This window comes from Micromonospora olivasterospora, from assembly GCF_007830265.1.
In the GTDB taxonomy this organism is placed as follows: domain Bacteria; phylum Actinomycetota; class Actinomycetes; order Mycobacteriales; family Micromonosporaceae; genus Micromonospora; species Micromonospora olivasterospora.
The window spans coordinates 2,212,080-2,235,899 of sequence record NZ_VLKE01000001.1 but is presented as its reverse complement, the minus strand read 5'-3'; the positions used below and the strand labels follow the sequence as shown (position 1 = coordinate 2,235,899).

Genomic DNA, 23,820 nt, shown 5'->3' with positions numbered 1-23,820 from the left:
GCCCGCGGCCATGGCGCCGCGGGCGGCCGCGCGAGCATCGGAGGACGGCGTGACGACGAGCACCGACGCGAGGTACGGTCCCGAACCGACCGACGGCGACGTGCGCACGGAATACGACGTGTGTGTGGTCGGCAGCGGCGCGGCCGGCGCGACCGTCGCGTGGCTGCTGAGCCGCGCCGGCCTCTCCGTCGCCGTCGTCGAGCAGGGCGGCCACGTCACCGCCGACACCAGCTACGACGACATCCTCGCCGCCGCCGAATCGGCCTGGGTGCGCCAGTCCAACGGCACGTGGGGCAAGGTCGGCTCGCCGTGGACCACCTGCAACGTCGGCGGCGGCACCGTCTTCTACGGCGGCGTGCTGTTCCGCCACCGCCCCATCGACTTCGACCCTGAGCGGGTGCTCGGACAGGCCGACCTGCCGCTGCGGTGGCCATGGGACTTCGACGAGCTGGAGCCCTACTACACGGCCGTCGAGGACATCATCGGCGTGGCCGGGCTCGCCGGGGCCGACCCCGGCATCCCGGCACGCTCCGCGCCGTACCCGCTCGTGCCGGTGCCCACCTCGCCCGAGGGCGCCGTGATCGCCCGGGCCGCCAAGGCGCTCGGTTGGCACCCGTTCCCCACGCCGCTGGGCGTGCTCACCGACGCCTACCGAGGCCACCACGGCTGCGTGGCCGACGCGCCGTGCATCTCGCGTACCTGCCCCGTGGGCGCGAAGGGCGATGCGGTCAACCGTTTCCTCACCCCCGCGCTGCGCGCCGGTGCCCGGCTGTTCGCCGGCCTCAAGGCCGTCGCGCTCCTCGGCGACGAGCGCCACGACGCCCGCGCGCTGCGCTGCGTGAGGGTCGACACGGGCCGCTGGTACGAGTTCCGCGCCCGCCAGTTCGTCGTCTGCGGCAACGCGGTACAGAGCGCGGCGCTGCTGCTGCGTTCCACCACCGAACGACACCCGCGCGGGCTGGGCAACTCCCACGACCTGGTCGGTCGAGGCCTGTGTTTCAAGCTCAGCGAGTACCTCGTGGGCTACGGGCACCGGGGCAGCGACGAGCCGCCGCGCAGCGAGGTCATGGGCCTCGGCCCAGTATCCACGGCCGCCATCACCGACTTCTACGAGGACCCCGCCGCCCCGGGCGGGCTCGGCGGCGTGCTCTACGAGGTACGGCCCGAGCGCACGTACCGGGTGCGTACCAACGAGCAGCTGCTGCGCATCGAGGCGCTGGTGCCCGACGAGCCGCAGCCGACCAACCGGGTGCGGCTGGGCACCGGCACCGACTGTCACGGCGTCACCGACATCGTCATGGATTACCAGGCGCACCCACGGGACCTGGCCAGGCTGGAGTACATGCTGCGCCGCGGCGAGGAGCTGTTGCGCGCAAGTGGGTGCAGCGTGGTGGTACGCGAGCCGTCCGGCTGGGAACTGGGCAGCGGCCACCTGCACGGCACCTGTCGAATGGGCACCGACCCGGCCACCAGCGTCACGGACCCGAACGGGCGGCTGCACGACGCCGACAACGTCTACGTCGCCGACGGTGCGCTGCTGCCGTTCCCCGGCGCGGTCAACCCGACGCTGACCATCCAGGCGGTGGCGCTGCGAGTGGCACAACGCCTGCTCGTCGACCGGTTCGGCGCCCCGGCGACCCCCGTCGGCGAGGTGGTCAGCCCGCCGACGGTTGTGGTGCCGGCCCAGCGCTCCAGCGCTCCCCCAGCAACGCTGCCACACGGCTGAGCGGCGCTGTCCGGTAGCTGTGGCACCGTCCGTCGGCGTGCACGTGCCGCACGTCGGCGGCGAGCCGCTGTGGCAGCTGCCGGTACACCCGGTTCACCAGGTGCCCGTGCGCGTCCTCCTGCGGCTCCAGGTCGAACCACAGCAGGCCCAGCGTGCGCAGCGCCGGCTCGGTGGCTGCCCACGCGGCCACAGCGCCGAGCAGCACGTCTATCCAGTACCGCTGGAAGGTACGCCGCAGCACCGGCACGTAGTCGCCGAACCGGGCAACCAGCTCTTCGGTCGGCTGGAACGCCACCTCGTCCCCGATCCGCACGTCGGTGCCCTCGCCGCGGCCCTGGAACAGATAGCTGTACCGGGCGGCCAGGTCGCTCTGCATGCCGGCCAGGTAAAGCGTGTCGCCCTCCCGCACCCCGTAGGCGTAGCCGAGGAACCCGGGGCGGTCGGCGTCCATGAAGTTCCAATCGGCCGCCTCGAACATCGCCTGCGGCAGCAGGTTCGGCTCCGCGAGGTGGCAGCGCAGCGTCACCGGCGTGCCGAAGCGGGGGAACCGGTCGCCGACGATGTCGTCGCACACCCCCGCCATGCCGGTGACGGCGAACCGGACGCCCCGGTAGCGGAACGGCACCGGCGCGTCGAGCGGGGCCGTGTCGTTGAAGGCGCGCAGCAGCGCCCCCAGCGGCAGCCCGAGCGCCTCGGCGATCTCCTCCCGCGGCGTCGGGTCGTCCAGCCATCGCGCCAGCAGTGCCCGCCGCTCGCCGAGCAGCGGGTTGTCGGTGACCCAGCGACGGTAGAAGTCGCCGGGCGCGGCCACCACCGCGTCGGTGTCCGGGTGCGCCGCACAGCGCGTGCCGGCCGATGCCGGCACGGTGCCGGTCATCGCGGCACCCCGTCGAGCAGTGCCGGGTGCGCCGGCCGCCCGGCCTCCAGCGCCGCGAAGTGCTCCCGGTGCGCCCGGGCGTAGGCGAGCTCGGCGAAGCAGTCGGCGTTGAAGTGGAACTGCGGTGGCTCGGCGAAGTCGGAAATGCTGGCGTTGATCCACTCGGCGGTGTCGGCCGCCACCTCGACGGCCAGGGCGAGCGCGGCTTCCCCCGCCCCGGTGCCCGCCGCGCGTCGCCGCCAGTAGCGGCGGACCCGGTGGCCGTGGCGGAACGGACCGGTGACGGGGCGCAGCGGATGCAGCGGATGCCCGCCGCCCACCGTGTCACCCACCGCGATGAGCTGGCCGGCGCCGTCCGAGGGTGGGCCGACCGGGCGCCAGGCCGTCGCCGACACGAGGCGGGGCCGGTCCGGGCCGCCGCGAATCGCGCCGTCCAGCGCCGCCTCCGGCCGTTGCAGCAGCTCCGCCGCGGCCGTCACGAACAGCCGGCGTACCAACAGCCGGACCGCGTCGAGGTGGTCAGGGGAGTCGGGCGGGGTGCCGGGCGGCACCAGCCCCGCCTCGACCGGGTCGAAGACGTGGTACTCGGGCACCTGCACCGCCAGCCAGGCGGGCATGCCGGTCGGGCCGCGGCCCACAGCGACCTGCCGCACCCGGTACTCGTCGTGGTCCTCATCGAACGCGGGCGCGACCCGGCGGCGGCACAGGTCACCCACCGAAGTATCCAGGGCACCCACGACCAGGTGCGCGCGGGCCAGGGTAGGGCCCCGCCCGTCGCCGTGGTCCACGACGAGTGGCGCGGCCGTGACGCCACAGGCCCGGGCGGCGGCCCCGGCGGGGTGGTCGTCGAGCAGCACCAGCTCCGAGTCGCCGAGGTCGACCGTGGCTCCGTCCGGCGCGGTGAGCCGCACCCGCCCCGCCATGGACTGTCCGGCCACGGCGTGCCCGGACAGCACCCGCACCCGGGGCGCCCGCCCGGCGTGACGGTCCGTCGCCTCCACCGCGGCCAGGTAGCCCCACAGCTCGGCGAGCAGTTCGGTGGCGGGCACGCGCAGTACTGCCGGCCAGGTGGCGGTGACGGTCGCCCGTGACTCCCCGTCCGTCCATTCCTCGCGTACCTCGACGGCGCCGCCCGCCAGAGCAGGATCGGTCGGGCGCAGCGCGTCGGCGAGCCGCCAGCGGGAGCCGTCCGCGCGGGCCGGCACGCCGTCGGGGCCGTAGCGGCGGAGCAAGAGCCGGTCGAGCAGCTCCAGGTGTCGGTGCACGCCGGCCGGGAGACACCACGTGGCGCCCGGCCCGAGCAGCGGGTCGCTGGGCGGGTCGGCGCCGGGCACGCCCACGGCGCGCCGCCCCGCCGCGAGCGTCCACAGCATTGCCATCGCGCCCGCGCCGCCGCCGCCGAGCACCACCAGGTCCGGCTGCTGCCGCATCGACATCTCCACGCGTTTCCTCCCGCGTCCTTTTCGTACCCTCTGCCGGGCTGTTGCAGCGCTGTCGCGCACCGCGGCCCGCATCGCCGGCATGCGCGACGCGGGCCGCGGCCCAGGTCGTCGGGTCAGCCGGCGCGCACCCCGGCGGCCGGCGTTGCCTGCTGGGCCTGCGCCGCCGCACCGGCGACGGCGGCGTAGACATCCAGCAGCCGCCGCGTGACGCTCTCCAGGTCGTAGCCCGCGGCGCGCTGCATCCCGGCCTGGCCGAGCCGCTCCGCCAGCTCCGGCGAGGCCAGGCACTGGCGGATCGCCGCGGCAAGGGCGGGCGGGTCGCACGGCGGCACGATGAGCCCGGCGGCGCCGTGCCCGACGACGGTGGGCAGCCCGCCCACGTCGGTGACGACCACCGGCCGGCCTGCGGTGAGCGCCTCCAGGACGGTGCCGCCCATCTCCTCGTGCCGGGACGGGATCACCACCACGGCGGCGCGGCGCATCGTCCGGGCGATGTCCGGCCGGTCCAGGTGGCCCAGCAGCTCCACCCGGTCCTCGATGCCCAGTCGCCGCAGCTGGACCCGGCACCGCGCCAGCTCGTTGCCGTCGCCGCACATGACGAACCGCGCGTCGGTACCCTCGGCGACCAGGAGCCCGGCCGCGTCGACGTAGTCGGCCCAGCCCTTCTCCGGTGCGAAGCGTCCGCAGTAGAGCACGATCGGCTCGGACTCGGCCTCGGCGGTTCCGGCCGGGGCGGCGCGGTCCGGACGGAAGTCGGCCAGCCGCACCCCGTCCGGCACCACGTGGACCCGCTCGGCGTCGGTGAGGCCCAGCCCGACGTAGGCGTCGCGGACCCGCTGCGTCAGCACCACCACCGCCTCCGCCCGGCGTATCGCGACCCGCTCGAAGAACCGGGCCGGCCCGATGAGCAGCCGGCCCGCCAGCGTCTCCGGATGGAACGTCACCAGGGCGCTGCAGTGCACCGTCAGCGCGAGCGGCCGGCGCAGCAGCCACCGGGCGAGCACCGCGAACAGGAACGTCCAGGGCAGCTCGCTGCAGTGCATGTGGATCACCGAGTACTGCCGGTGCTGCCCCCGCAGCCGCTGCCTGACGCACCAGGCGACGAGCGCCAGCCCCCACGACACCAGCAGCCCCACGTAGCCCTTCGACCGAGTGGGGATCGGCGCCACCGGCGGTGACAGCAGCTCGAAGCTGGTGCGCGCGTCGAGCTGCACGGTGCGGGGCATGCCCGGCCGCTGGGGGAACACCACCGTCTGGCGGATCCCCAGCTCGGACAGCTGCTCGGTGGTCTGCATGATCTGCACCTGCATGCCGCCGATCGGCTCGTACTGCAGCTCCCGGTGGGTCAGCTCGCGACCCGCGAGGTAGTAGTACGGCGTCAGCCGTAGCACGTGCATAACGGCCGGGTCAGAGCTCGGCATGGTGCGCGCGCACCTTCTCCAGCGCCCGGACGATGTCGTTGACGTCGGCGGAGTCACCGAGCAGCAGCGAGTGGTGGAACAGCAGGGTCGTGTCGCAGTACCGTTCGGCGCCGCTGAAGTCCCGGCCGAGGGCCCGTTCCCGGCCGTGATCGTCCCACAGCGTGGCGAAGCGCCGTTTGGTTTGCGGTCGCAGCATGATGCTGCGGTGCAGCGGTGCGTCGGCCGGGTACCACGTCATGCCCAGCTCGGCGGTGAGCGCCTCGGCCACCCGGCTCAGCGGGGCCGCGCCGAAGGTGCCCGGCTCCACCTGGATGCCGTATTCGTAGATCGACCGGGCGTCGGCCTGCTCCGGCAGCGGTACCGGCGCGAACCCGCCCAGCTCGGCCAGGCCCCGCTCCAACTCGCCCGCGACCTTCTCCCGATGCTGGTGCTGCGCGTCGAGCCGGGGCAACTGATCGAGCAGGATCGCCGCGGACAGCTCCGACATGCAGTAGTTCGTGCCCATGATCTCGCCGGCCTCGATCAGTTCCATCCGGCCGGCGACCGGGCCACCCTCGGGGTAGCAGCGCGAGTCCGCACGGAGCTGCTGGACCCGCCGGTAGATGCCCTCGTCGGCCGTGATGACCGCGCCACCCTCACCGCCGGTGAGCACCTTGCCGTTCTGGAAACTGAATACGCCCACCGTGCCGTGGGTGCCCACGGCACGGCCGCGCCACCGGGCGCCGTGTGCCTGCGCGCAGTCCTCGATCAGCGGGATGCCCGCCTCCGTGGTGAGCGCGGTGATGCCGTCGAGGTCCGCGACCGTGCACGCCAGGTGCACCACGATGACGGCGCGCGTGCGGTCACTCATCCCGGCACGGATGGTGTCCGGGGTGATGCAGCCAGTGCGCGGGTCGGAGTCGACCAGCACCGGCAGCGCGCCGACGCGCAGCACCGCAGTGACCGGCGCGACCCACGTCATGTCCGGCACGATGACCTCGTCGCCGGGACCGATGTTCAGTGCCTCCAGCGCGACGAGCAGGGCGCTCGATCCGTGGTCGACGCTGACGCAGTACGGCACGCCGTTGTAGCGGGCGAACTTGTCGGCGAAACGCCGCTCCCGTGCCTGGGTGCCGTCGCTGGGCCAGCTGATCGCCCAGCGGCGGGAGCGCAGGGCGGCGATCAGCTCCTGCTCGGTCGCCTGGTCGTACTGCGGCCACGCCGGCCACGACCGGTCCTGGCGTACCGGGGTGCCCCCGGCGAGAGCGAGTGCGCTCATGAACGTCCACCTTCCTGCGGTACTGGCGGGGCGTTGGTGATGCCCGAGGTCTCCTCGGTGATCGGGTCAAGCACGAAGAACCGACGCAGCGGTGCGTCCTCGCCGGTGTCGTCGAGGACCGCCCGGTACTGGCTCAGCGGCAGCGGCTCGCTCACCAGCGGCGCCAGCCGCACCGCGCCCGACGTGGCCGCGGCCAGCGCGCGGCGTAACTGTCCCTGGCCGGACAGCACGCCGTACACCGTGAGCTCGCGCAGCATGACCGTGCTGGGCTCGAAGCGGGTTGCCTCCTCACCCGAGTAGCCGACCAGCACGTAGGCGCCGCCCGGGCGGGTGGCCCGCAGCCCGGCCGGGAAGACGTCGGCCACGCCGGTGCTGTCGAACACGACCTCGGGCTGCTCATCGTCCCAGTCGCTCAGGGCCGCCCGCGCGTCCAGCCCGAGCGTGGTGGCCAGCTGTCGCCGGGCCGCCACCGGGTCGACGACGCTCACCCGCGCCGCCCCGGCCGACGCGGCCAGCTGCGCCACGAGCAGCCCGATCGTTCCGCCGCCGACGACCCCCACCAGCCGGCCCCGCACGTCGGGGCCGCGCTCGCAGGCGTGCAGCGCCACGCCCAGCGGCTCCAGGAGGCAGCCCTCCGCGCCGGACAACTGCTCCGGAAGCGGCTCGAGCTGCTCCGCCGGGATGGCGAGCAGCTGCGCGAACGCCCCCGGCCGGGTGAAGCCCAGCTCGTCGCAGGCCGTGCAGAGGTTGAACCGGCCCGCCGCGCACTGCGGGCAGGCCCGGCACGGCAGGATGTTGTCCGCCACGACCGCCCGGCCCACCAGCTCCGGCCGGGTCGGCGCCGCGACAACTCGACCGGCCCACTCGTGCCCGGGGATCACCGGGTACTCCGCGTCGTGCAGCGTCCCGCGCAGCAGCCGCAGGTCGGTGCCGCACATCGCCACGTCCGTGACCGCCACCAGCGCTTCGCCGGGGGCGGGGACCGGACGGGACACGCGCTCGACGGCGTGCTCCTTGGGCCCCCGCACCACGAGAGCGAGCATGTCCTGCTCGTTCATGCGCCCACCTCGGCGTCCGGGTTCGGGCTGTCGCCGAGCCGGTGCACGAAGAACGCGCGGCCGTGCCAGCCGTAACTCAGGAACTCGCTGTAGTCGTAGAACCCGTCGGTGCGGGCGAAGCACTCCCGCATCGCCCGTCGCATCCCGAAACGCGGGTTCGCCCGGTTGCAGTTGTAGTCGTCGAGCAGGAGGACGGCACCGTCGGGCAGCAGCCGGTTGCCCAGCAGGTGGTCGAGCACCTGGACGCTCGAGACGTACAGGTCGCAGTCGAGGTTGGCGATGGCGACCTCCCGCTGCAGCGGGTCGGACACCAGCGACTGCTCGTACATGCCTCGCACGATGGTCCAGCCGCTGTCGCCGAAGCGGCGGGTGAACTCCCGCCGCAGCATCTCCTCCGTGCCCGGCGGGGAGGCATCCTCGCTCTCCCGCCAGTACCCCGTGTCGACCACCTCGTAGGAGATCGAGTCGACGTTGTTGGTGCTCTTGGGGAACCCGGCGAAGGAGTCGTAGACGTAGAGGTGGCGTGGGTGCAGCGTGGCGTAGAAGTCGGTCTCCGCGTCGAACTCGACGATCAGGTCCGCCAGCAGCAGCGAACTGAACCCCTCGAAGCAGCCGAACTCGGCGACGCTGCCGGGGATGTGGCAGCCGTAGACGTACTCGAATACGGTGCGGAAAGCGTCGCCGTAGACCTTTGCGGCCCGCCGCTGATCGAGATACGTGGCGTTGGTGACTTGCTCGGACGTACGAATTTCGAACTCACCCCTTCACAGTGGCGGAGTCGTAGAGGGCAGGATCGACGTCGATGTCCATGTTGAGCTCGCAGCAGCGGTGGCAGATGGGCTGCAGGCCTTCGCGGATCATCTCGCGCATCCGGGTGTAGCTGTCGCCGTGGAACACCTCGCTCAGGGACTGGTCGCGGATGGAGCCCATGACCGTGTCGGCGAACGTGGTGCAGCTGATGATCTGCCCATTGGGCAGCACCGTGGTCTGCGCCCACAGCTTGACGCAGGTTGTCTCCCGCACGATCCGGCGCCAGTCCTTCGCGAAGAACCGGCTCTTCTCGCGGTTGGTGTAGCGGGTCGGGGCCACCAGCACGCGGACCCCGTTGCTGAGCCGATCGGCCTCGTCGAGCAGCTCCTCCAGCCGCTCCGGGACGAGGTCGGCGTGCTGGTGCTCGTTGCAGTAGCCGGCCCAGGACAGGAAGGGTCGGCCGGTCACCGCCTCGAAAGCGGCCCGCGACGCGTGGCCCTCCTCGCGGGTGAAGAAGCTCGACAGCCCGACCGTGATCTCCTCCACGCCGAGCTGCTCGCACAGGCGCACCATGTCGACCAGGTGCGTGTAGTTCATGCCGGTGACCACGAAGTTCAGGGCGATGTTCGGGCCGTGGCCGGCCCGTGCCTTGGCGTCCTGCAGCGAGCGCAGCCCGGCGACGGCCCGCTCGAACGCGTCGCGCCCGCGGATCGGGTCGTTCACCTCCGGGCTGGGCCCGTCGATCGAGATGTACACGTCGTCGATGCCTGCGGCCACGATGTCGTCCGCGAAGCGGGGCAGCAACGTGGCGTTGGTGCTCATGTCGAGGTTGCTGTTCGGCATCCGGGTCTTCGCGATGCGGATGAGCTCGACGACGTCGCGATGCATGAGCGGCTCGCCGCCCATGATCGTCAGGTACACCTTCTCCCGGTTGCCGGCGGCCAACTCGTCGACCAGCGCCGTCCACATCTCGATGCTCATCTGGTCGCGCTTGACCTCGGGGAGCCAGGTGCTCTCCGCCGCCGAGTCGCCGTACATCCAGCATTCCCGGCAGGTCAGGTTGCACGCCCAGTTCACGAACGCCGTGACATGGCGCGGCACCGTCGGGATCGTCAGCGGAATGACCGGTAGTGACTGTGTCACCATGGTTGGGACTCCATTCTGCGGAGCGGCGAATCTGCGGTCTGGTCCGCCGGCGCCGAGGCGTGGACGACGACCGGCGCGCGGCGCGGCCGGTGCCCTGAGCCGCGCTCGGCGGGCCGTTGGTCGGGCTGTTGGTCGGACTGCGGTGCGGCGGCGAGAAGCTCGGCGAGGCGCTGAGCGGCCGAGGCGGTGGCGCCCCACAGCCGTTCGCCGCCCGTCACGGACGTGTGTGCGGCGATGATCGGCAGGATGAGGTGTGGCTCCTGCGAGGGGTAGCAGAGCACACCCGCTTCGCGCTGGGCGTGGTAACCCGCGACGTCGACCAGCACCGGGTGCTCGGTGTGCGAGTGGTCCACGCCGGCGGCGTAGGGCAGGTCCTCGTAGTAGAGCAGCGCGCAGTCCGGCGCCTCGGCCGCCGCCACGTACTCGGCGGCCGATCGGGCGGCCAGGTGGTCGACGTGCCCGCGTACGGCCAGCGGCACGAGCAGCAGGTCCGGGCGGGCCGCGCGCAGCACGGGGGTGAGTCGGTCGGCCACCTCCGACACGATCGCCGGCTCGGGCTGCGCTCCCATCTCGGTGTCGTCGTCGTAGCCGCGCAGGCTCGCGTCGGGCAGGTCGCCGCGGTGCAGGCGCACGCCGGTCGCGGTGGCCCACATGACGTCCTCCCGGGCGCGTACCGCGATGGCCGCGCTCGTGCCGTGGGCCGCCGACCCGGGTGCGTAGCTGGTGCGGCCGAACACCGTCAGCGCCGACATCGCCGCCCCGGCCGCCGCGACGCGCGCCACCGTGCCGCCCAGCGACCACGCGATGTCGTCGGGGTGCGGGGACACCAGCAGCACCTTGGCCGGCCGGGGGAGCCGCAGGGCGCCGGGGACCGGGTGGTCGAGGGATTGGGCTGTGCTCATCAGACGAACTCGTCCAGAAGGCGGTAGAAACGGTCTTTTCCTGCGTCGGGGCGGGCGCCGTACCGCGCCAGGAACCGCGCGGCGGCGGCCTGCCCTTCGTCCCCTTCGTCAGCACACTGCTCGGTCACGTCGCGCACGGCGATGGCCAGGTCCTTCCAGCGGTCGGCCGCCCCGAGCCGGCCCACGTCGAGGATGCCGGTGAGCGCGAGCGTGTCCGGCGCGACGAGGAAGTTGTCCAGGCACGGGTCTCCGTGGCAAACGACCAGGTCCTCGACCGCGGGAGGCGGCGTGGCCGTCAGCTCGTCGAGCAACTGCCGCGCCGACCACCCGCGGTGCTGCGGGTCGAGGTCGTCGAGATCTATCCAGCCCATCTCGGCCGCCAGCCGGGCCAGCGGCAAGGTCACCGCCAGCGTCCGGTCGAAGGGGCAGTCGGTCAACGGCAGCTCGTGCAGCGCGCGGACCACGTCGGCGACGACGTCGAGCACCACGGGCCGCTCGTGCGTCGCCCACGGCCCAGCCGCCGAGCGGCCCTCGACGGCCGTGGTGACCAGCCACATCAGCTCGTCGTCACCGCCCACGTCGACCACCTCGGCGACCGGGAAGCCCCGGGCAGCGAGCCACTGCAGACGCTCGGCTTCGCTGCCCGGGTGGAACCGCAGGTCGTTGTCGCGCCGCGGCGGCGTCGTCTTGACGTAGAACGCGTGGCGCCGGCCGTCGACCCGGTGGATCACCGTGCCGTACGAGCGGCTTGCCACATGCGTCCACGCCCCGTCGAGCCGCAGACGGCCGGCGAGGGCGGCCGGCGGCCGGGATGGTGGGAACATCTCAGCCGCAGGACGGGTCGAGGAGGCGGGCCAGCGCCGGGTCGCGGTTGGCGATGGCATGCACGGTGTCGTCGATACGGCGCAGGACGGCCTCGTCGTCGTGCAGCGCCCCGCCGAACGCCTCCGAGGCGAACTGGTGCAGCCGCGACTCCGGCAGCGCGTCGAAGTCGAACGAGGTGATCCTGGCGATCTCGCGCGCACCCTTCTCGAACGCCTCCAGCGCGTGGTCGACCTCGGCCTGGCCGAACGCCGCCGTCACCATGTGCGTGCCGCTGTCTTCGAAGTAGGCGCCGTGGTCGTAGGCGGCTCGGTAGATGTCCCACGACAGCTGCTCGGACGGCACGACGACGTCGAACATCATCGGCGGCCCGTTGACGAACGCCGGGATTCCCACGGCGGCCAGGATGTCGCGCATCCCGTCGCGCAGCGTCGCACCCATCCGCTGGGTGTGCTCGTGCACCGAGCCGTCCTCGGTGACGTCCAGCACCGCCAGGGCGGCCGCCATCGGCGGCACCTCCCGCGTGTAGGTGCCGGCGACACCGGCCTTGTCGTAGGCGTCGAGGATCTCGCGGCGCCCGACGACGGCTGAGATGGAGTGGCCGTTGCCCAGGCCCTTGCTCATCGTGATGGCGTCGGCTGGCACCTCGCCGGTGCCGTTGAGCCCCCGATGGCCGTACCGGAACGCCGTGATGACCTCGTCGATGATGAAGTATACGCCGTGCTCCGCGCACAGCTGCGACACGCGGCGGTAGTACGCCTCGTCGAACCACGCCGGCTCGGGCGTCACGATCACCGCGGCGATCTCGCCGGCGAACTCGTGCAGCATCCGGCGCAGCGCCGTCTCGTTGTAGCCGTAGCAGGCGATACGCGTCCCGGGGTTGTACCCGATGTTGAGGTAGGACAGGTGCCAGTCGTGCCAGCCGTGGTAGCCGGAGGTCACGATGATGTCCCGACCGCTGGCGGCGCGCGCCATCCGGATCGCGGCGGTCGTGGCCTCCGAGCCGCTCTTGCTGAACACCGCCTTCTCGCCGGCCGGGTAGCGCTCGCAAAGCCGCTCGGCCAGCTCGATGCGCGGGAGCGACAGCGTGCTGGCGAACACGGTGCCGTGCTCGGCGATGTACCGGGTGATCGCCTCGACCACGGCCGGGTGCCGGTTGCCCAGCAGCAGCGCACCGCTCGCGGCGGTCACGTCGAGGACGCGCCGTCCCTCGACGTCCTCCATCCAGGACCCCTGCGCCTTGACGAACACTGAGGGAAACCGGGTGCCGATGTCGTACTGCTCGGCCGCGGTGACCCGCCGCGCCCGGTCGATGGTCTCCAGGTTTTTCATACGTTCTCCGTCTCGGTCGTCATCATGGCGTCGTCCAGCTCGTCGAGGACGGTCTTGTGGACGCCGCCGAAGTCGCTGTCCACGTTGGCGTTGTCGAGGGCGAAGGCGCACCCGTCCCCGAGGCTGCGCGGTAGCTGGTCGGAGCGGTACGCCACGCCGGTGTAGAGGCTCACTGCGGCGGCGAAGACGTCACCGGTGAAGGTGCAGACCTCGCCGGGCAGTCGCTGCGGGCTGATGCGCTGCGCCGCGTGGAAGCAGCCCTCCGGGTGGCCGTGCACGACGTTGCCGTCGATCGACGCCGGCACCGCCGGCACCTCCAGCTCACCGTTCGGGCCGAACAGGCTGTCGCTGTGGGCGAGCAGCCGCTGCAGCGCCTCGTCGAGGCCGACCGTCCCGCGCTCACGCCGGACTCGCGCGCCTTCCAGCACGTAGTCCGGCCAGTGCGCCATGGCCTGCGTGATGACGACGGACCAGTACAGCTCCGCCGGGGACAGGTGGTCGGAGCCGATCGCGAAGTTGAACTGGTCGTAGAGCGCCAGCTCGGTGTCGTGCGTGATGAGCCCGTTGGCGAGGCACTGCTGGAAGTCCGGCGAGCCCGGGATCGGGTAGAACGGGTTGGTCCAGAACCGGATGCCGGCGAGCATCAAGTTGATCGAGTCGCGGGCGACCTCGGCCGGGGTCTGCCCGAGCAGCCCCACGATGAGCGATGCCCCGACGGTGATGCCGTGGTCGGTGAACAGGCCGGCCCCCGCGTTGACCTTCTCCAGTGAGGTGAAGCCCTTGCGGATCTGGCGTAGCCGCTTGACGTCGGTCGTCTCCAAGCCCAGGAACAGGCTCTGGAAGCCGGCGGCGGCCATGTCGTCGACGAGCGGTTTGTCCAGCTTCACCACTGTCATGCCATTGGGCAGGTGCAGCTCCACGTCGAGGCCGCGACGCGTGATGGCCCGGCAGATCTCGTGCACGCGGGCGATGTCGAAGGTGAAGTTGTCGTCCTCGATGAAAAACCGCCGGATACCGTGCTCGGTCACGTAGTGCTCGATCTCGTCGACCACGTTCTCCGGTGCGCGGGCGCGGAACTTCTTGCCGACGGTGGCGTGCACCGTGCAGAACGAACAGGAGAACGGACAACCACGGCTCGTGATCAGCGTGGCGGTCTCGTCGTAGCTCCCCATGTCGAGCAGGTCGACGGCGGGCAGCGCCAGGCCGTCGAGGTCCTGGAGGAACTCGGCTCGCGGCTGCAGGTGCACCCCCGACGGGCGCGGGCAGTCGCAGAGCCCGGTGCCGCAGCGGAACGTGAGACCCGGCATGCCGCGCAGGCTGCGCCCGGCGGCGAGCGCCTCGACGATCTCTACCACGTTGGCCTCGGCCTCACCGAGCACCAGCGCGTCGAACGCCTCCTCGGCCAGCGCGTGCGGATGCGCCACCGTCGGGTGCTGCCCGCCGAGGATCACCCGCGCCTGCGGCAGGATCTGCTTGGCCAGCCGGCCCAGCTCGTACGCCGGCTCGTAGTAGGGCGTGAACATGCATGACACGCCCACCACGTCATAACCGCGCCGCAGCACCTGCTCGACACGCGCCCAGTCGGCGCCCCAGTGCACCAGGTGGTCCCAGCGCGGGTGCGCCGCCACCTTCGCCCGGTCGATGTCCGTGTACTGCGACGGTGGCACGACATGGTTGTCTTCGCTGAACGCCAGGGAATCGAAGATGTCGACTTCCATGCCGCTGTTGCGCAGCTGGGCGGCGAGGTAGGCGAGCCCGATCGGCATGTGCCGGCCGATCTCGATCATGCACGCGCGAATGGGCGGCTTGATCAGCAGCACTCGTGTCACGCCGGTATCCGTCCTGGTCGACACACTTGAACCCCTTCCGACATTGGCTCTACCGTCCGGACGCGCCCCGGTGCGCCTCGTAGTACGTGCGCAGCGCGGCGTGGATGGATTCGTCGGCGAAGATGAACATCTCCGGCGGCGGGACGAACTCCGGATCGACCTGTTCCAGCGTTCGGCCGAACGCGGCCCGGAAGTGCTTCTCGATCATCGGCGGCCAGTCGTCCGGCAGCCGCCACTCGTGCTCGTAACCGCTGCCCAGGGTGTGCCGCACGGCCATCTCGAGGGACTCCTCGCGCGTCATCGCCTCGATCGGCGGGCGTACCGGCGTGAAGACGTCCAGCTCGCTGTCGTGCGGTTCCCCGAGGATCCGTGCCGCCATGTCCGCGGCCAGCAGCGGCGACTGGTGCAAGCCGTCGCGGTACGTGCCGGTCATGAGCCACAGACCCTCGACTCCGACCGAGCCCAGCAGCGGGAAGCCGTCCAGCGGGACCGGACGGTTGCCCACCATGATCCGCTCCACCCAGGCGTTCACCAGGTCGTCGTGCATCTGGCTGGTGCCGCTGAGCAGCAGGTTCAGCTCGCCGATCGCGGCCGTCGTACCGAGCTGCGACTCCACCTCGTTGGTGGCGCCCAGGTAGATCAGCCCGTCGCGGCGCGGCACCACGTGCAGCCCGCAGGCGAACGCCCGGTTGGGGGTGCGGATCACCGACTCCGGAACGACGCCGTCCGTCGTGCGCACCATGAGGGCCACCCCGCGGCCAGCGACGATGGCGGGGATCCGGTGGCGGACGTCCTCGGGCAGGCAGTCCAGCAGCTTCGTGGTGGCCGCGCCGGTCGCCAGGGCGACGTGGCCGGCGGACAGGGTCGTACCGCTGGTGAGCCGTACGCCGACGGCACGACCACCGACCAGCAGCACCTCGCCGACGAGGTCGTCGACGAGCGTGCCGCCGTTGCGGGTGAACGCCGCGGAGAGCGCCCGGAGCAGCGCCGGGGCGTCGACCGCGTGCTCGCCCGGGATGAACATCGCGTGCAGCGGCCGGGCGGTCGGCGCCGGGTGCAGCCACGGCACCTCGGCCGGGTCGAGGTCCTCGTAGGGCTCCTTGTACTCGTCGAGCGCCGCGCGGATGGCCCGGAAGCCCTCCGTGTCGATCTCGTGGACGCCGACGGTGTTCAGGATGACCACGGTGCCGTTCGCCGTGCGGATCGCGGTCTCGTCGGACTCCTCCAGCAGACCCTGCTCCCAGGCGTCCCACCGGCCGGTCGCCTGGTAGTCCATGGCCAGCTTCAACCGGCCGTGCTCGCTGCGCAGCAGGTGCGGGGTGACCTCGCCGAAGCACCCGTTCATGGCACCGGCGGCGGCGGAGGCGGCGTAGGGCCGGTCGGCCCGGCCGACCACCGCCACCCGCAGGCCCCGCCGCGCCAGGACCAGTCCGAGCGACAACCCGAGTGCGCCGTTACCGGCGACGACCACGTCGTAATTTGGGGCAGCATCAACCACGTCAATTACCATCTCGATCGCAGGACCTTGCGTGCCAACTCCGGCGGCGCCGTAGTTGTTTTCCTGGGTTCGCGATCGAACCCGTTGGCGGTGATCGGAAAACAATTATGATGCCGATACTGGGCAAGGATGCTACCCCAGCGCAACCGGCGCAACCACCCCTGGATTGCGCCCAAGATTAGGCTTCCGGGTTGCGCAGCGGATTGACGCGAGTGGCGGCAAATGGAGCAAAAACCGGCGGTTCGCCGTGGGTTGGAGGGACGAACGCGCTAGCGTGTCCGACCGGTCCTGGCGGAATCGATGTCCGTTCGGTCGATGGGTAGGCGCCTGGAGCTGCGGGTGGCATCGACGGGCGGCATCCCTCACTGCGCCTGTTTCAGCAGCTCAAAGGGAATTGTCGAAGCTGGTCCCGGCTGCGGTGGGCGCTGCCGGGCGAGCCGGTGGAGGGTGTCCGAGGTAGCCGTCCGGGTTGTACGGCGGTGGTAGCCTCGGGCCCCGGCGGCGGCAGCGACCTCATAGCTGCCCGCAGTGCGGGTCATTGTGTGCGTGAGCGGCAGGAATGCGTTCCGAACCGTCGCCGGCGAGTGTCTGGCTTTTTACACACATCCGGCGGCCTTGCGCCGGGCGGCGGTGTTCCAGTAGAAAGAGCGTCTAGGCGGAGCGGGGGGCGCGGAGTCGGGTTGCCGTGTTGTCTGACACGCAACGATGCGTCGCGCAATTTCTGTGTGGGCAGAGAAGATATTCGCAATACCGGCACGCCCTTTGGCGTGCAGACAGGAGTGACGATGGCCGCTGCCAACTCTTCCGGCGTCTCGAAATTCCGATTGCGAGTCGACCGTCTCGCGCCGCACATCATGCAGGCGATGGAGGCCCTCGACGGGGCCGCCGACAAGGTGAGCCTCGACCAGGGGCTGCTCGAGCTGGCCCGCACGCGGGCGTCGCAGCTCAACGGATGCGCGTTCTGCGTCAACGCGCACACGCAGGCCGCCAGCGAGCACGGCGCCACGCCGCAGCAGCTGGCGACGCTGATGACGTGGCGGGAGGCGCCGTTCTTCTCCGACCGCGAGCGCGCCGCGCTGCTGCTGACCGAGGCGGTGACCCTCGTGAACCAGGCGCCGGTCACCGACGAGCTGTGGGCCGAGGTCGGTGCCCACTTCACCGAGACCGAGCTGGCGGAGCTGCTGTGGTCGATCGCGGTCATCAACGTGTGGAACCGCATCGCCGGTACCGCCCACCCGTGGCCCGTGGCGTGAGTGGAGCCGCCGCGATGAGCCCCCACAGTGACCAGTCACCGGCCGGGCAGGTCTGACATGCGGGTCGGTCTGATTGGTGCGGGGCGGATCGGCGCGGTGCACGCCCAGTCGCTGGCCGGCGACCCGCGCGTGCGCCGGGTCGACGTGGTCGACGCCGACCCGGATCGCGGACGGCGGGTGGCCGAGGCGGTCGGCGGCCACGTCGCGGACAGCGTCGATGCGCTGCTGGACGATGCACCGGACGCCGTGGTGGTCGCCACGCCGACGCACACGCACGCCGACCTGGTCGTACGCTTCGCCGCGCGGGGCATCCCCGTGCTGTGCGAGAAGCCCGTCTTCGCTGACCTGGCCACCGCCCGCCGGGTCGCCGCGCAGGTGCGCGAGATCGGCACGCCGGTGCAGGTCGCCTTCCAGCGCCGCTTCGACCCCGGCTACCTGCGCGGCTATGAGGCGGTGCGCTCCGGCGCCGTCGGACAGCTCCGGCGCATGCATCTGGTGACCGCCGACCCGGAGCCGCCGCCGGCGGCCTACGTGGCCGTCTCCGGGGGTATCCACCGGGACTGCCAGATCCACGACTTCGACGTGCTGCGCTGGATCAGCGGGCGCGAGGTGGTCGAGGTCTACGCGACCGGCGCCAACCGTGGCGCCGGCTACATCGGTGCCGCGGGGGACGCCGACGAGGCCGTGGCCGTGCTGACCCTCGACGACGGCACCCTGGCCACGATGCAGGCGTCGCGCTACAACGGGGCCGGCTACGACGTGCGGATGGAGCTGGCGGGCAGCAGTGCGACGCTGGCGGTCGGGCTCGACACCAGGGTGCCGCTGCGCTCCGTCGAGCCGGACGCGCCACCGTTCGCCGCGGCGGCCTGGTCGGGGTTCCTGGACCGCTTCGCGGCTGCCTACCGCGCGGAGGTGGCGGCCTTCCTCGGCCTGGTCGCGGCGTCGACGGCTGGATCGTCCACCGGGCTGTTCGGCCACTGTACCGTCGACGATGCGTTGCAGGCGCTGCTCATCGCCGAGGCGGCCGCCACGTCGCGCCGCGAGCGGCGTCCGGTACTCCTGGCCGAGGTCGGCAACGAGATAGCGCCGGTCGTGCCGGTGGGGACGGCGGCCGCGTGAACGCGCCCGCCCCGGCGGCCGGGGCAGGCGCCACGGCGCTCACGGCGGCGACCGGTGGCCTTGCCCTGTCCGAGGACGCGGTCTTTGCCGACTTCGCCGCGCGGGTGCCGCTCGCTGGCGCCCACGTCGTGGAGATCGGCGGCTCGCTGTCCGAGAACCTCGCGGAGCTGCACGGTGTCGGCCGGTGGACGTCGGTCGATCCGAACCGGCCCGCCGGGGCCGGCCCGTCCGGCCGCACCGAGGTGGTACGGGCGCGGGCCGAGGACATGCCGCTGCCCGACGCGTCCGCCGACGCCGTGTTCTCCAGCAACGCCTTCCAGTTCATCGACGTCACCGCGACCCTGGCTCAGGTACGGCGGGTGCTGCGCCCCGGCGGCCTGCTCTACGCTCACTTCGGCCCGATCTGGAGCGCTGTCGACGGCCACCAGCTCGAATACGTCTCGTACGAGGGCCGCGACCTGCTCTTCTGGCAGGACACGCTGCTGCCTCCGTGGGCGCATCTGGCCTACGACCGGGCCGAGTTGCGGCAGCTGCTGGGCACCGCGCTGCCGGACGACCTCGCCGACCTGCTGGTGTGGCACGTGTACGACAGCGCCACGGTCAACCGGCTGTTCTTCGAGGACTACGTCGAGGCCGTCCTGCACAGCGGACTCGACCTGGTGGAGGCGCGGGCCTCGCACCATCTCGACTACGAGCTGCGGCTGCCCGCGTTCGATCCGCAGCACCTGCGCGAGGTGACCCCGGCCGAGCTGGCGGCCACCTGGACGGCCCGACGCGGCAGGCCCACCCGGGTCGGCGCCCGGGACGTCCTGCTGGTGCTCCGTCAGCCCATCGAATAGGAGGCGCAGTGACCACCGAGCAGATCCTGCCGTTACGGGAGTCCCGGGCACTGCCGCTGGACGGGTTTCTCCGCGCCGCGGTGCGGGCGGCCCGCGCCGCCGGCAGGGTCGTGCGGACCGCGTTTCACGAGGGCCGCACCGTCGTCGAGGACAAGGGTCCGCGCGACTACGTCACCGAGGTGGACCGGGCCGCCGAGGACCTCATCCACGACTACCTGCACCGGCACGCGCCTGAACAGGTGCCGTTCGTCGGCGAGGAGTCCGGTGGTGTGCTGGGAACGCTGTGCTGGGTGGTCGACCCGCTGGACGGTACGACCAACTTCCTGCGCGGCTATCCGTCGGTAGGGGTGTCGATCGCGCTCGTGCACGAGGGGCGGCCCGTCGTCGGCGTCGTGCACGCACCGATGTGGGGCGAGACCTTCACGGCTGTGGCCGGCGGCGGGGCCCTGCGCAACGGCCGGCCGATCGCGGTCGGCACCCGCCCGGCCGCGCGAGCGGTGTGTTCGACCGGTCTGCCGGTGAAGCGCCCCGAGGCGATGGGCGCCTACCTCGACCTGCTGGGCCGCCTGCTGCCGGCTGTCGAGGACGTGCGTCGGCCGGCCGGGGCCAGCCTTGACCTGGCGTGGGTGGCGTGCGGGGTGTTCGACGCCTTCTTCGAGCTCGACCTCGGCCCGTGGGACGTGGCCGCCGGGGCCCTGCTGGTCCGCGAGGCGGGCGGCGTGGTGACCGACTGGGAGGGTGACCCCGGCCGCTGGCTGGACACCGGGCACATCGTGGCCGGTTCGCCGAGTGTGCATGCGACGGTGGTGCGGCACACCAGCACGACCGCACTGCCGGTGCTCCGGCGCCCCTGACCGTGCGCGGCCGGGAACGCGACGCGCCACCGGCAGCGGTGCGGCCCGCTGCCGCACCGCCGTCCGGCTCGCTCAGGATGCCGCGGTCGGCGCTGCGTGCAGCAGCTCCTCCAGCGCCGCCACCCGGGCCGGATCGCTCAGGGCCCGCATGCAGAACGTGCAGATGTTGGAGAACGACTCCTCGTCCAACGGCTGGAACAGTGGGTGCTGCCGGACCATGGTACGGAAGTAGATCGGCGATTCCGGGTCGTAGAAGGCGCGCACCAGCTGCTCCCGGCGGTCGCGGGCCGCCGCGTCCGAGTCGGCGGAGCGGATCGAGCCGAGGAAGACCGGCGTGCGCTTCATCTGGTCGACCCCGATGTCGAGCTGGCAGCAGGCGTAGACGTCGCCGGTGGCGTGGAGCGTGGTGGTGAGGTCATCGCACTCCGACAGCTCCTCGACCCGGTGCCCGCGCCACACCTGCAGCATCTCCCGGGCGCGCCCCCGGTCCAGCAGCTCGAGCACCACGTAGGGCTCACCGGCCGCGGCGAGTGCGGCGATGATCTCCTCGTCGCGTTCGCGGTGATGCGAGCGGCAGAACTGAATCTCCGTCGCCAGTCCGAACGACCGCGCGGTACGGGCCGCGGTGATCGGCCGCTCCACCGGGAAGTACTTCATGTGGTAGATGTCGGCGCTCAAAGCGAGACCGGAGATGCCGGCCTCCACAAATGGCGTGAGCTTCTCCCGCGCCAATTCGTCCGACCGTGCCCAAAATGCGTTGGACTCGACATCGACGACGTATCCCAGCTCCCGTGCCCACGTGATCACCTCGCGCATCTCGCGGGGATACAGAAACACTTCACCGCCGCTGAACGTCACATGCCGGCGGCCGTTTTCCCATGCCTCGGAAAGGGTCGCCCGGACTTCGTCCGTGCTAAGGCGCTCCCGGCGCCGGGGGCTTGACTCGACGATGCAGTGGTCGCAGGCGATGTTGCAGGTCAGGGTGAAGTTGACACACAGGCGCTGGTGGCTGGGGAAGCGGTCCCAGATCGGCACACCCTCGGCGGTCACAGCGGTCTCCTTTGCGTAATTCGCGGAGCCTGGTGGGTCATTCTCCGAAAGCGGTGGCCGGAAATTCGCGGCTGCCGGCTCGGCTCGGCTCGTTTCGGGGACGGCCCGACTCGCCCCCGCCGCTCGGGCGGGTCCTCATATCGTCTCGTGGCGACGCGCCCGTGTCCATGTCCGGTCGTATTTCCTGTCGGAAATTCTCGATGACGTCAACCGACGTGATCGCCGGTCCGGCGGGCTGGCGGGGCCACTTTGCTATGCCGTACGTCGGCTACGACTTCAACCGGGCACTCGCGGGGCGACCGGCGCGTTTGCGGAGCGGATCGACCACGCGGCCGAGGTCCGCCACTGTGACATGCTGGTCACACGGGACCCGATCACCGCCGACGGGGCGCTGCTGCTCAAGACGTACCATTGCGTGGAGGACCGGCTGTCCGGCGCGGGGCTGCGCCTCGTCGCCGAGGTCGCGGCCAACAAGGTGGTGGTGTCGTTCCCGCTGCGCGTCATGAATGGCCGGGCCGCGGTGTTCACCCGCCCCCACAACGACGCGCTGTCGCGCCTCGCCGACGAGCGGGGGTGGGCGGTGCGCCGGGCCCGGCTGAGCACCGAGGAGTTCGTGGACGTCGACAAGGAGCGCGGTGGCACGGAGCACTGAGACGCGGGTAGACCTGGCCGCTGAGGTGGCCCGACAGGTGCTCGCCGCGGCGAAGTACCGCAACCTGGACCCGGCGTTCGTCGAGCGCCTGGCGCAGGAGGCGGCGGAGCGATTCCGCGACCGCGGCCAAGCGGTCAAGTACGCCAAACGGAAGCTGCACCAGGCATTCGGCGCATTCGTCGCGGGCACGCCGGCGCAGGCGGTCGCCGCCTGCGTCGCGAAGATCGCCGCCGGAGCGGAGCCGAAGGAGGCGGGCCGGGAGGCGATGCGGGCACACGCCTCCTCGGCGGAACGGGTCGACTGGCTGGAGCCGTTCTACGAGCGCGTCGCCCAGTGGTGCGGCCCGGCATCCTCCGTGATCGACCTGGCCTGCGGCCTCAACCCGCTGGCCGTGCCGTGGATGGCGCTCGCTCCCGGCGCCACCTACGCCTGCTACGACGTGGACCGGACCATGGCCGAGGCGTTGCGCGCTCTGGGCACGGTTTACCCGGTCCGGGTCAACGCCGCCGCCGTCGACCTGGTCGCGGCGGTGCCGGCGGCGGGGGTCGACGTCGCGCTCGTGCTCAAGACCCTCACCACCGTGGAGCAGCAGCGCGGCGGTGCCGCGCAGCGGCTCATAGCCGCGCTCGACTGCCGTCACGTCGTGGTGAGCCTGCCCCGGCGCAGCCTGTCCGGGCGGCGCGGGTACGCCGACGACCCCGACGCGATCGTCCAACGGGCGGTGCACGGTACCGGATACGAGGTCGTCGACGAGGCGGCGTTCGGCACCGAGGCGCTGTACCACCTCGTGCCGTTGGCCGGTACCGCCGGACGCCCCGCTCCGGCGGAGGGCGCGGCGGAGCCGGGCGCCACCCGTCCGGTCGTCGACGTGCCGGCCACCGCGCGACCCGACGCCGATCGGGTGGACCCGACGGGGTAGGCGGGCCCGGCAGGCCGTCCTCACCCTCGTGGGCGCCGGCGGCGGCCGGCCTGAATCCAGGACCGCCGGGTCCTGAGGGCCGCCGACGGGTACCCGGACGGCCCCTGCCGGTGGCTTCGATACAGTTGGCCCGGACGACACGGGGGGGCGACGGGGTGGCAAGGGCGGACGGAACGCGGCAGGCAGACGAGGCCGGTTCCGGCACCCTCTACCTGGTGCCCACCCCCATCGGCAACCCCGGGGACATCACTCTCCGGGCCATCGAGGTGCTGCGCCGGGTCGGCGTCGTGGCCTCGGAAGACACGCGGCACACCTACCGGCTGTTCCAGTCCCTGGAGATCGACGCCCGCCTGGTGAGCTACCACGACCACAACGAGGAGTCCCGCAGCCGGCAGTTGCTGGGTCTGCTCCGGGAGGGCACGGACGTCGCGCTCGTCTCCGACGCCGGGACTCCTCTGGTCAACGATCCGGGCTACCGGCTGGTAGCGGCTGCGGTCGAGGCCGACGTGCCGGTCCGGCCGCTGCCGGGCGCGACCGCCTCGGTGACCGCGCTGATCGGTTCCGGGATGCCCAACCACCAGTTCCACTACGTCGGGTTCCTGCCCCGGAAGGAGGCGGCGCGCCGGGCTGCGCTGACCGCCCTGCGGTCGACACCGGCCACGCTGATCTTCTTCGAGGCACCCCACCGGATCGTCGCGATGTTGGCCGACCTCGCCGCGGTGCTCGGTGACCGGCCGGCGGCGCTGGCCCGCAACCTGACCAAGGACGACGAGGAGTTCCTCCGCGGCCGGCTCAACGAACTGACCGCCCGGCTCCGTGTGGAGCAGGTGGTCCGGGGGCAGTTCACGGTGGTCGTCGCCGGTTCCCCCGAGGCGCATGCGGACGAGGACCGCGCCCTGGCCGCGCGCCTCACCGAGACGCTGGTGCGCCACGGTGCCGAGGCCCGGCTAATCCGCGAGGTGGTCCGGGAGGTGACCGGGCTACCGCGCAACTGGGTGTACGAGCAGGTGCGGCTGGCCACCGAACGGTCGGGTCCCCTCGGGAACAGCTGACCTGCCCGAGGCCGCCCTGCC

General features: G+C 72.0%; 21 protein-coding genes. 8 read left to right on the top strand and 13 right to left on the bottom strand.

Translation table 11 applies throughout. The features are described from left to right. The first annotated feature begins 49 nt into the window (after positions 1-49). Complete coding sequence (locus JD77_RS10260) at positions 50-1,726, top strand: FAD-dependent oxidoreductase (RefSeq protein ID WP_170286413.1); 1,677 nt, start codon at positions 50-52, stop codon at positions 1,724-1,726. Here JD77_RS10260 and JD77_RS10255 read toward each other — a convergent pair. The 12 genes from JD77_RS10255 to JD77_RS10200 form a co-directional block, all read right to left on the bottom strand. Then, a complete protein-coding gene (locus tag JD77_RS10255; protein WP_145774061.1) occupies positions 1,656-2,603 on the bottom strand; it encodes a hypothetical protein in 948 nt (315 codons plus the stop codon). The genes JD77_RS10260 and JD77_RS10255 overlap by 71 nt on opposite strands. Continuing rightward, positions 2,600-4,033: a hypothetical protein gene (locus JD77_RS10250; protein ID WP_145774060.1), complete on the bottom strand. Its 1,434-nt coding sequence runs from the start codon at positions 4,031-4,033 to the stop codon at positions 2,600-2,602. Before JD77_RS10250 ends, JD77_RS10255 begins: the two co-directional genes overlap by 4 nt. A gap of 125 nt (positions 4,034-4,158) precedes the next feature. Then, complete coding sequence (locus tag JD77_RS10245; RefSeq protein WP_145774059.1) at positions 4,159-5,466, bottom strand: glycosyltransferase family 4 protein; 1,308 nt, start codon at positions 5,464-5,466, stop codon at positions 4,159-4,161. After that, a complete protein-coding gene (locus tag JD77_RS10240; protein WP_145774058.1) occupies positions 5,453-6,724 on the bottom strand; it encodes a DegT/DnrJ/EryC1/StrS family aminotransferase in 1,272 nt (423 codons plus the stop codon). The genes JD77_RS10245 and JD77_RS10240 overlap by 14 nt, the downstream gene beginning before the upstream one ends. Further along, positions 6,721-7,782, bottom strand: coding sequence for a zinc-dependent alcohol dehydrogenase (locus JD77_RS10235; RefSeq protein ID WP_145774057.1), 1,062 nt, complete (start codon positions 7,780-7,782; stop codon positions 6,721-6,723). The genes JD77_RS10240 and JD77_RS10235 overlap by 4 nt, the downstream gene beginning before the upstream one ends. Beyond that, complete coding sequence (locus JD77_RS10230) at positions 7,779-8,531, bottom strand: TylF/MycF/NovP-related O-methyltransferase (RefSeq protein WP_145774056.1); 753 nt, start codon at positions 8,529-8,531, stop codon at positions 7,779-7,781. The genes JD77_RS10235 and JD77_RS10230 overlap by 4 nt, the downstream gene beginning before the upstream one ends. Positions 8,532-8,538: 7 nt before the next feature. Continuing rightward, positions 8,539-9,678 (bottom strand): radical SAM protein, encoded by a 1,140-nt coding sequence (locus JD77_RS10225; protein WP_145774055.1) that lies wholly within the window; start codon positions 9,676-9,678, stop codon positions 8,539-8,541. After that, entirely contained in the window at positions 9,672-10,580 is a 909-nt protein-coding gene (locus JD77_RS10220; RefSeq protein WP_145774054.1) for a PIG-L deacetylase family protein, read from the bottom strand. Before JD77_RS10220 ends, JD77_RS10225 begins: the two co-directional genes overlap by 7 nt. Beyond that, on the bottom strand, positions 10,580-11,404 hold the full coding sequence (locus tag JD77_RS10215) for an APH(3') family aminoglycoside O-phosphotransferase (RefSeq protein ID WP_170286412.1): 825 nt from the start codon (positions 11,402-11,404) through the stop codon (positions 10,580-10,582). Before JD77_RS10215 ends, JD77_RS10220 begins: the two co-directional genes overlap by 1 nt. Before the next feature lies 1 nt (position 11,405). After that, positions 11,406-12,734 (bottom strand): aminotransferase class III-fold pyridoxal phosphate-dependent enzyme, encoded by a 1,329-nt coding sequence (locus tag JD77_RS10210; protein ID WP_145774052.1) that lies wholly within the window; start codon positions 12,732-12,734, stop codon positions 11,406-11,408. Then, on the bottom strand, positions 12,731-14,563 hold the full coding sequence (locus JD77_RS10205) for a B12-binding domain-containing radical SAM protein (protein ID WP_145774051.1): 1,833 nt from the start codon (positions 14,561-14,563) through the stop codon (positions 12,731-12,733). Before JD77_RS10205 ends, JD77_RS10210 begins: the two co-directional genes overlap by 4 nt. Before the next feature lie 49 nt (positions 14,564-14,612). Continuing rightward, positions 14,613-16,061, bottom strand: a complete 1,449-nt coding sequence (locus JD77_RS10200) for an NAD(P)/FAD-dependent oxidoreductase (protein ID WP_170286411.1) — start codon at positions 16,059-16,061, stop codon at positions 14,613-14,615. 785 nt (positions 16,062-16,846) lie between these two features. Between JD77_RS10200 and JD77_RS10195 the strand changes: the two genes are divergently transcribed. The 4 genes from JD77_RS10195 to JD77_RS10180 are packed head-to-tail and all read left to right on the top strand — an operon-like array spanning position 16,847 to position 20,126. Beyond that, positions 16,847-17,314, top strand: a complete 468-nt coding sequence (locus JD77_RS10195; RefSeq protein ID WP_145777512.1) for a carboxymuconolactone decarboxylase family protein — start codon at positions 16,847-16,849, stop codon at positions 17,312-17,314. A 57-nt stretch (positions 17,315-17,371) separates the two neighbouring features. Beyond that, positions 17,372-18,433 carry a Gfo/Idh/MocA family oxidoreductase gene (locus JD77_RS10190; RefSeq protein ID WP_145774049.1) on the top strand — a complete coding sequence of 354 codons (1,062 nt, stop codon included), beginning with the start codon at positions 17,372-17,374 and terminating at the stop codon, positions 18,431-18,433. Continuing rightward, a complete protein-coding gene (locus JD77_RS10185) occupies positions 18,430-19,272 on the top strand; it encodes a class I SAM-dependent methyltransferase (RefSeq protein WP_170286410.1) in 843 nt (280 codons plus the stop codon). Before JD77_RS10190 ends, JD77_RS10185 begins: the two co-directional genes overlap by 4 nt. An 8-nt stretch (positions 19,273-19,280) precedes the next feature. Beyond that, on the top strand, positions 19,281-20,126 hold the full coding sequence (locus JD77_RS10180; RefSeq protein ID WP_170286409.1) for an inositol monophosphatase family protein: 846 nt from the start codon (positions 19,281-19,283) through the stop codon (positions 20,124-20,126). A gap of 72 nt (positions 20,127-20,198) precedes the next feature. Here JD77_RS10180 and JD77_RS10175 read toward each other — a convergent pair whose 3' ends face one another. Then, the gene (locus tag JD77_RS10175; protein ID WP_145774047.1) at positions 20,199-21,176 is read right to left on the bottom strand and encodes a radical SAM protein; all 978 of its coding nucleotides are present in this window, start codon (positions 21,174-21,176) and stop codon (positions 20,199-20,201) included. Between the two features lie 139 nt (positions 21,177-21,315). Here JD77_RS10175 and JD77_RS33495 point away from each other — a divergent pair, with 139 nt between their 5' ends. The 3 genes from JD77_RS33495 (at position 21,316) to rsmI (ending at position 23,799) form a co-directional block, all read left to right on the top strand. Then, positions 21,316-21,828: a class I SAM-dependent methyltransferase gene (locus JD77_RS33495; protein ID WP_145774046.1), complete on the top strand. Its 513-nt coding sequence runs from the start codon at positions 21,316-21,318 to the stop codon at positions 21,826-21,828. Between the two features lie 37 nt (positions 21,829-21,865). Beyond that, positions 21,866-22,747 (top strand): 16S rRNA (guanine(1405)-N(7))-methyltransferase, encoded by an 882-nt coding sequence (gene fmrO / locus JD77_RS10165; RefSeq protein WP_425463590.1) that lies wholly within the window; start codon positions 21,866-21,868, stop codon positions 22,745-22,747. A gap of 215 nt (positions 22,748-22,962) precedes the next feature. Next, entirely contained in the window at positions 22,963-23,799 is an 837-nt protein-coding gene (gene rsmI / locus JD77_RS10160) for a 16S rRNA (cytidine(1402)-2'-O)-methyltransferase (RefSeq protein ID WP_170286408.1), read from the top strand. Positions 23,800-23,820: the final 21 nt, after the last annotated feature.

What these genes read in the sequence shown, in the direction of transcription:
- JD77_RS10245 (WP_145774059.1), bottom strand. Translation starts at nt 5,466, where the DNA reads ATGCCGAGCTCTGACCCGGCCGTTATGCACGTGCTACGGCTGACGCCG.
- JD77_RS10235 (WP_145774057.1), bottom strand. Translation starts at nt 7,782, where the DNA reads ATGAACGAGCAGGACATGCTCGCTCTCGTGGTGCGGGGGCCCAAGGAG.
- JD77_RS10255 (WP_145774061.1), bottom strand. Translation starts at nt 2,603, where the DNA reads ATGACCGGCACCGTGCCGGCATCGGCCGGCACGCGCTGTGCGGCGCAC.
- JD77_RS10220 (WP_145774054.1), bottom strand. Translation starts at nt 10,580, where the DNA reads ATGAGCACAGCCCAATCCCTCGACCACCCGGTCCCCGGCGCCCTGCGG.
- JD77_RS10250 (WP_145774060.1), bottom strand. Translation starts at nt 4,033, where the DNA reads ATGCGGCAGCAGCCGGACCTGGTGGTGCTCGGCGGCGGCGGCGCGGGC.
- JD77_RS10240 (WP_145774058.1), bottom strand. Translation starts at nt 6,724, where the DNA reads ATGAGCGCACTCGCTCTCGCCGGGGGCACCCCGGTACGCCAGGACCGG.
- JD77_RS10190 (WP_145774049.1), top strand. Translation starts at nt 17,372, where the DNA reads ATGCGGGTCGGTCTGATTGGTGCGGGGCGGATCGGCGCGGTGCACGCC.
- JD77_RS10215 (WP_170286412.1), bottom strand. Translation starts at nt 11,404, where the DNA reads ATGTTCCCACCATCCCGGCCGCCGGCCGCCCTCGCCGGCCGTCTGCGG.
- JD77_RS10225 (WP_145774055.1), bottom strand. Translation starts at nt 9,678, where the DNA reads ATGGTGACACAGTCACTACCGGTCATTCCGCTGACGATCCCGACGGTG.
- JD77_RS10210 (WP_145774052.1), bottom strand. Translation starts at nt 12,734, where the DNA reads ATGAAAAACCTGGAGACCATCGACCGGGCGCGGCGGGTCACCGCGGCC.
- JD77_RS10195 (WP_145777512.1), top strand. Translation starts at nt 16,847, where the DNA reads ATGGCCGCTGCCAACTCTTCCGGCGTCTCGAAATTCCGATTGCGAGTC.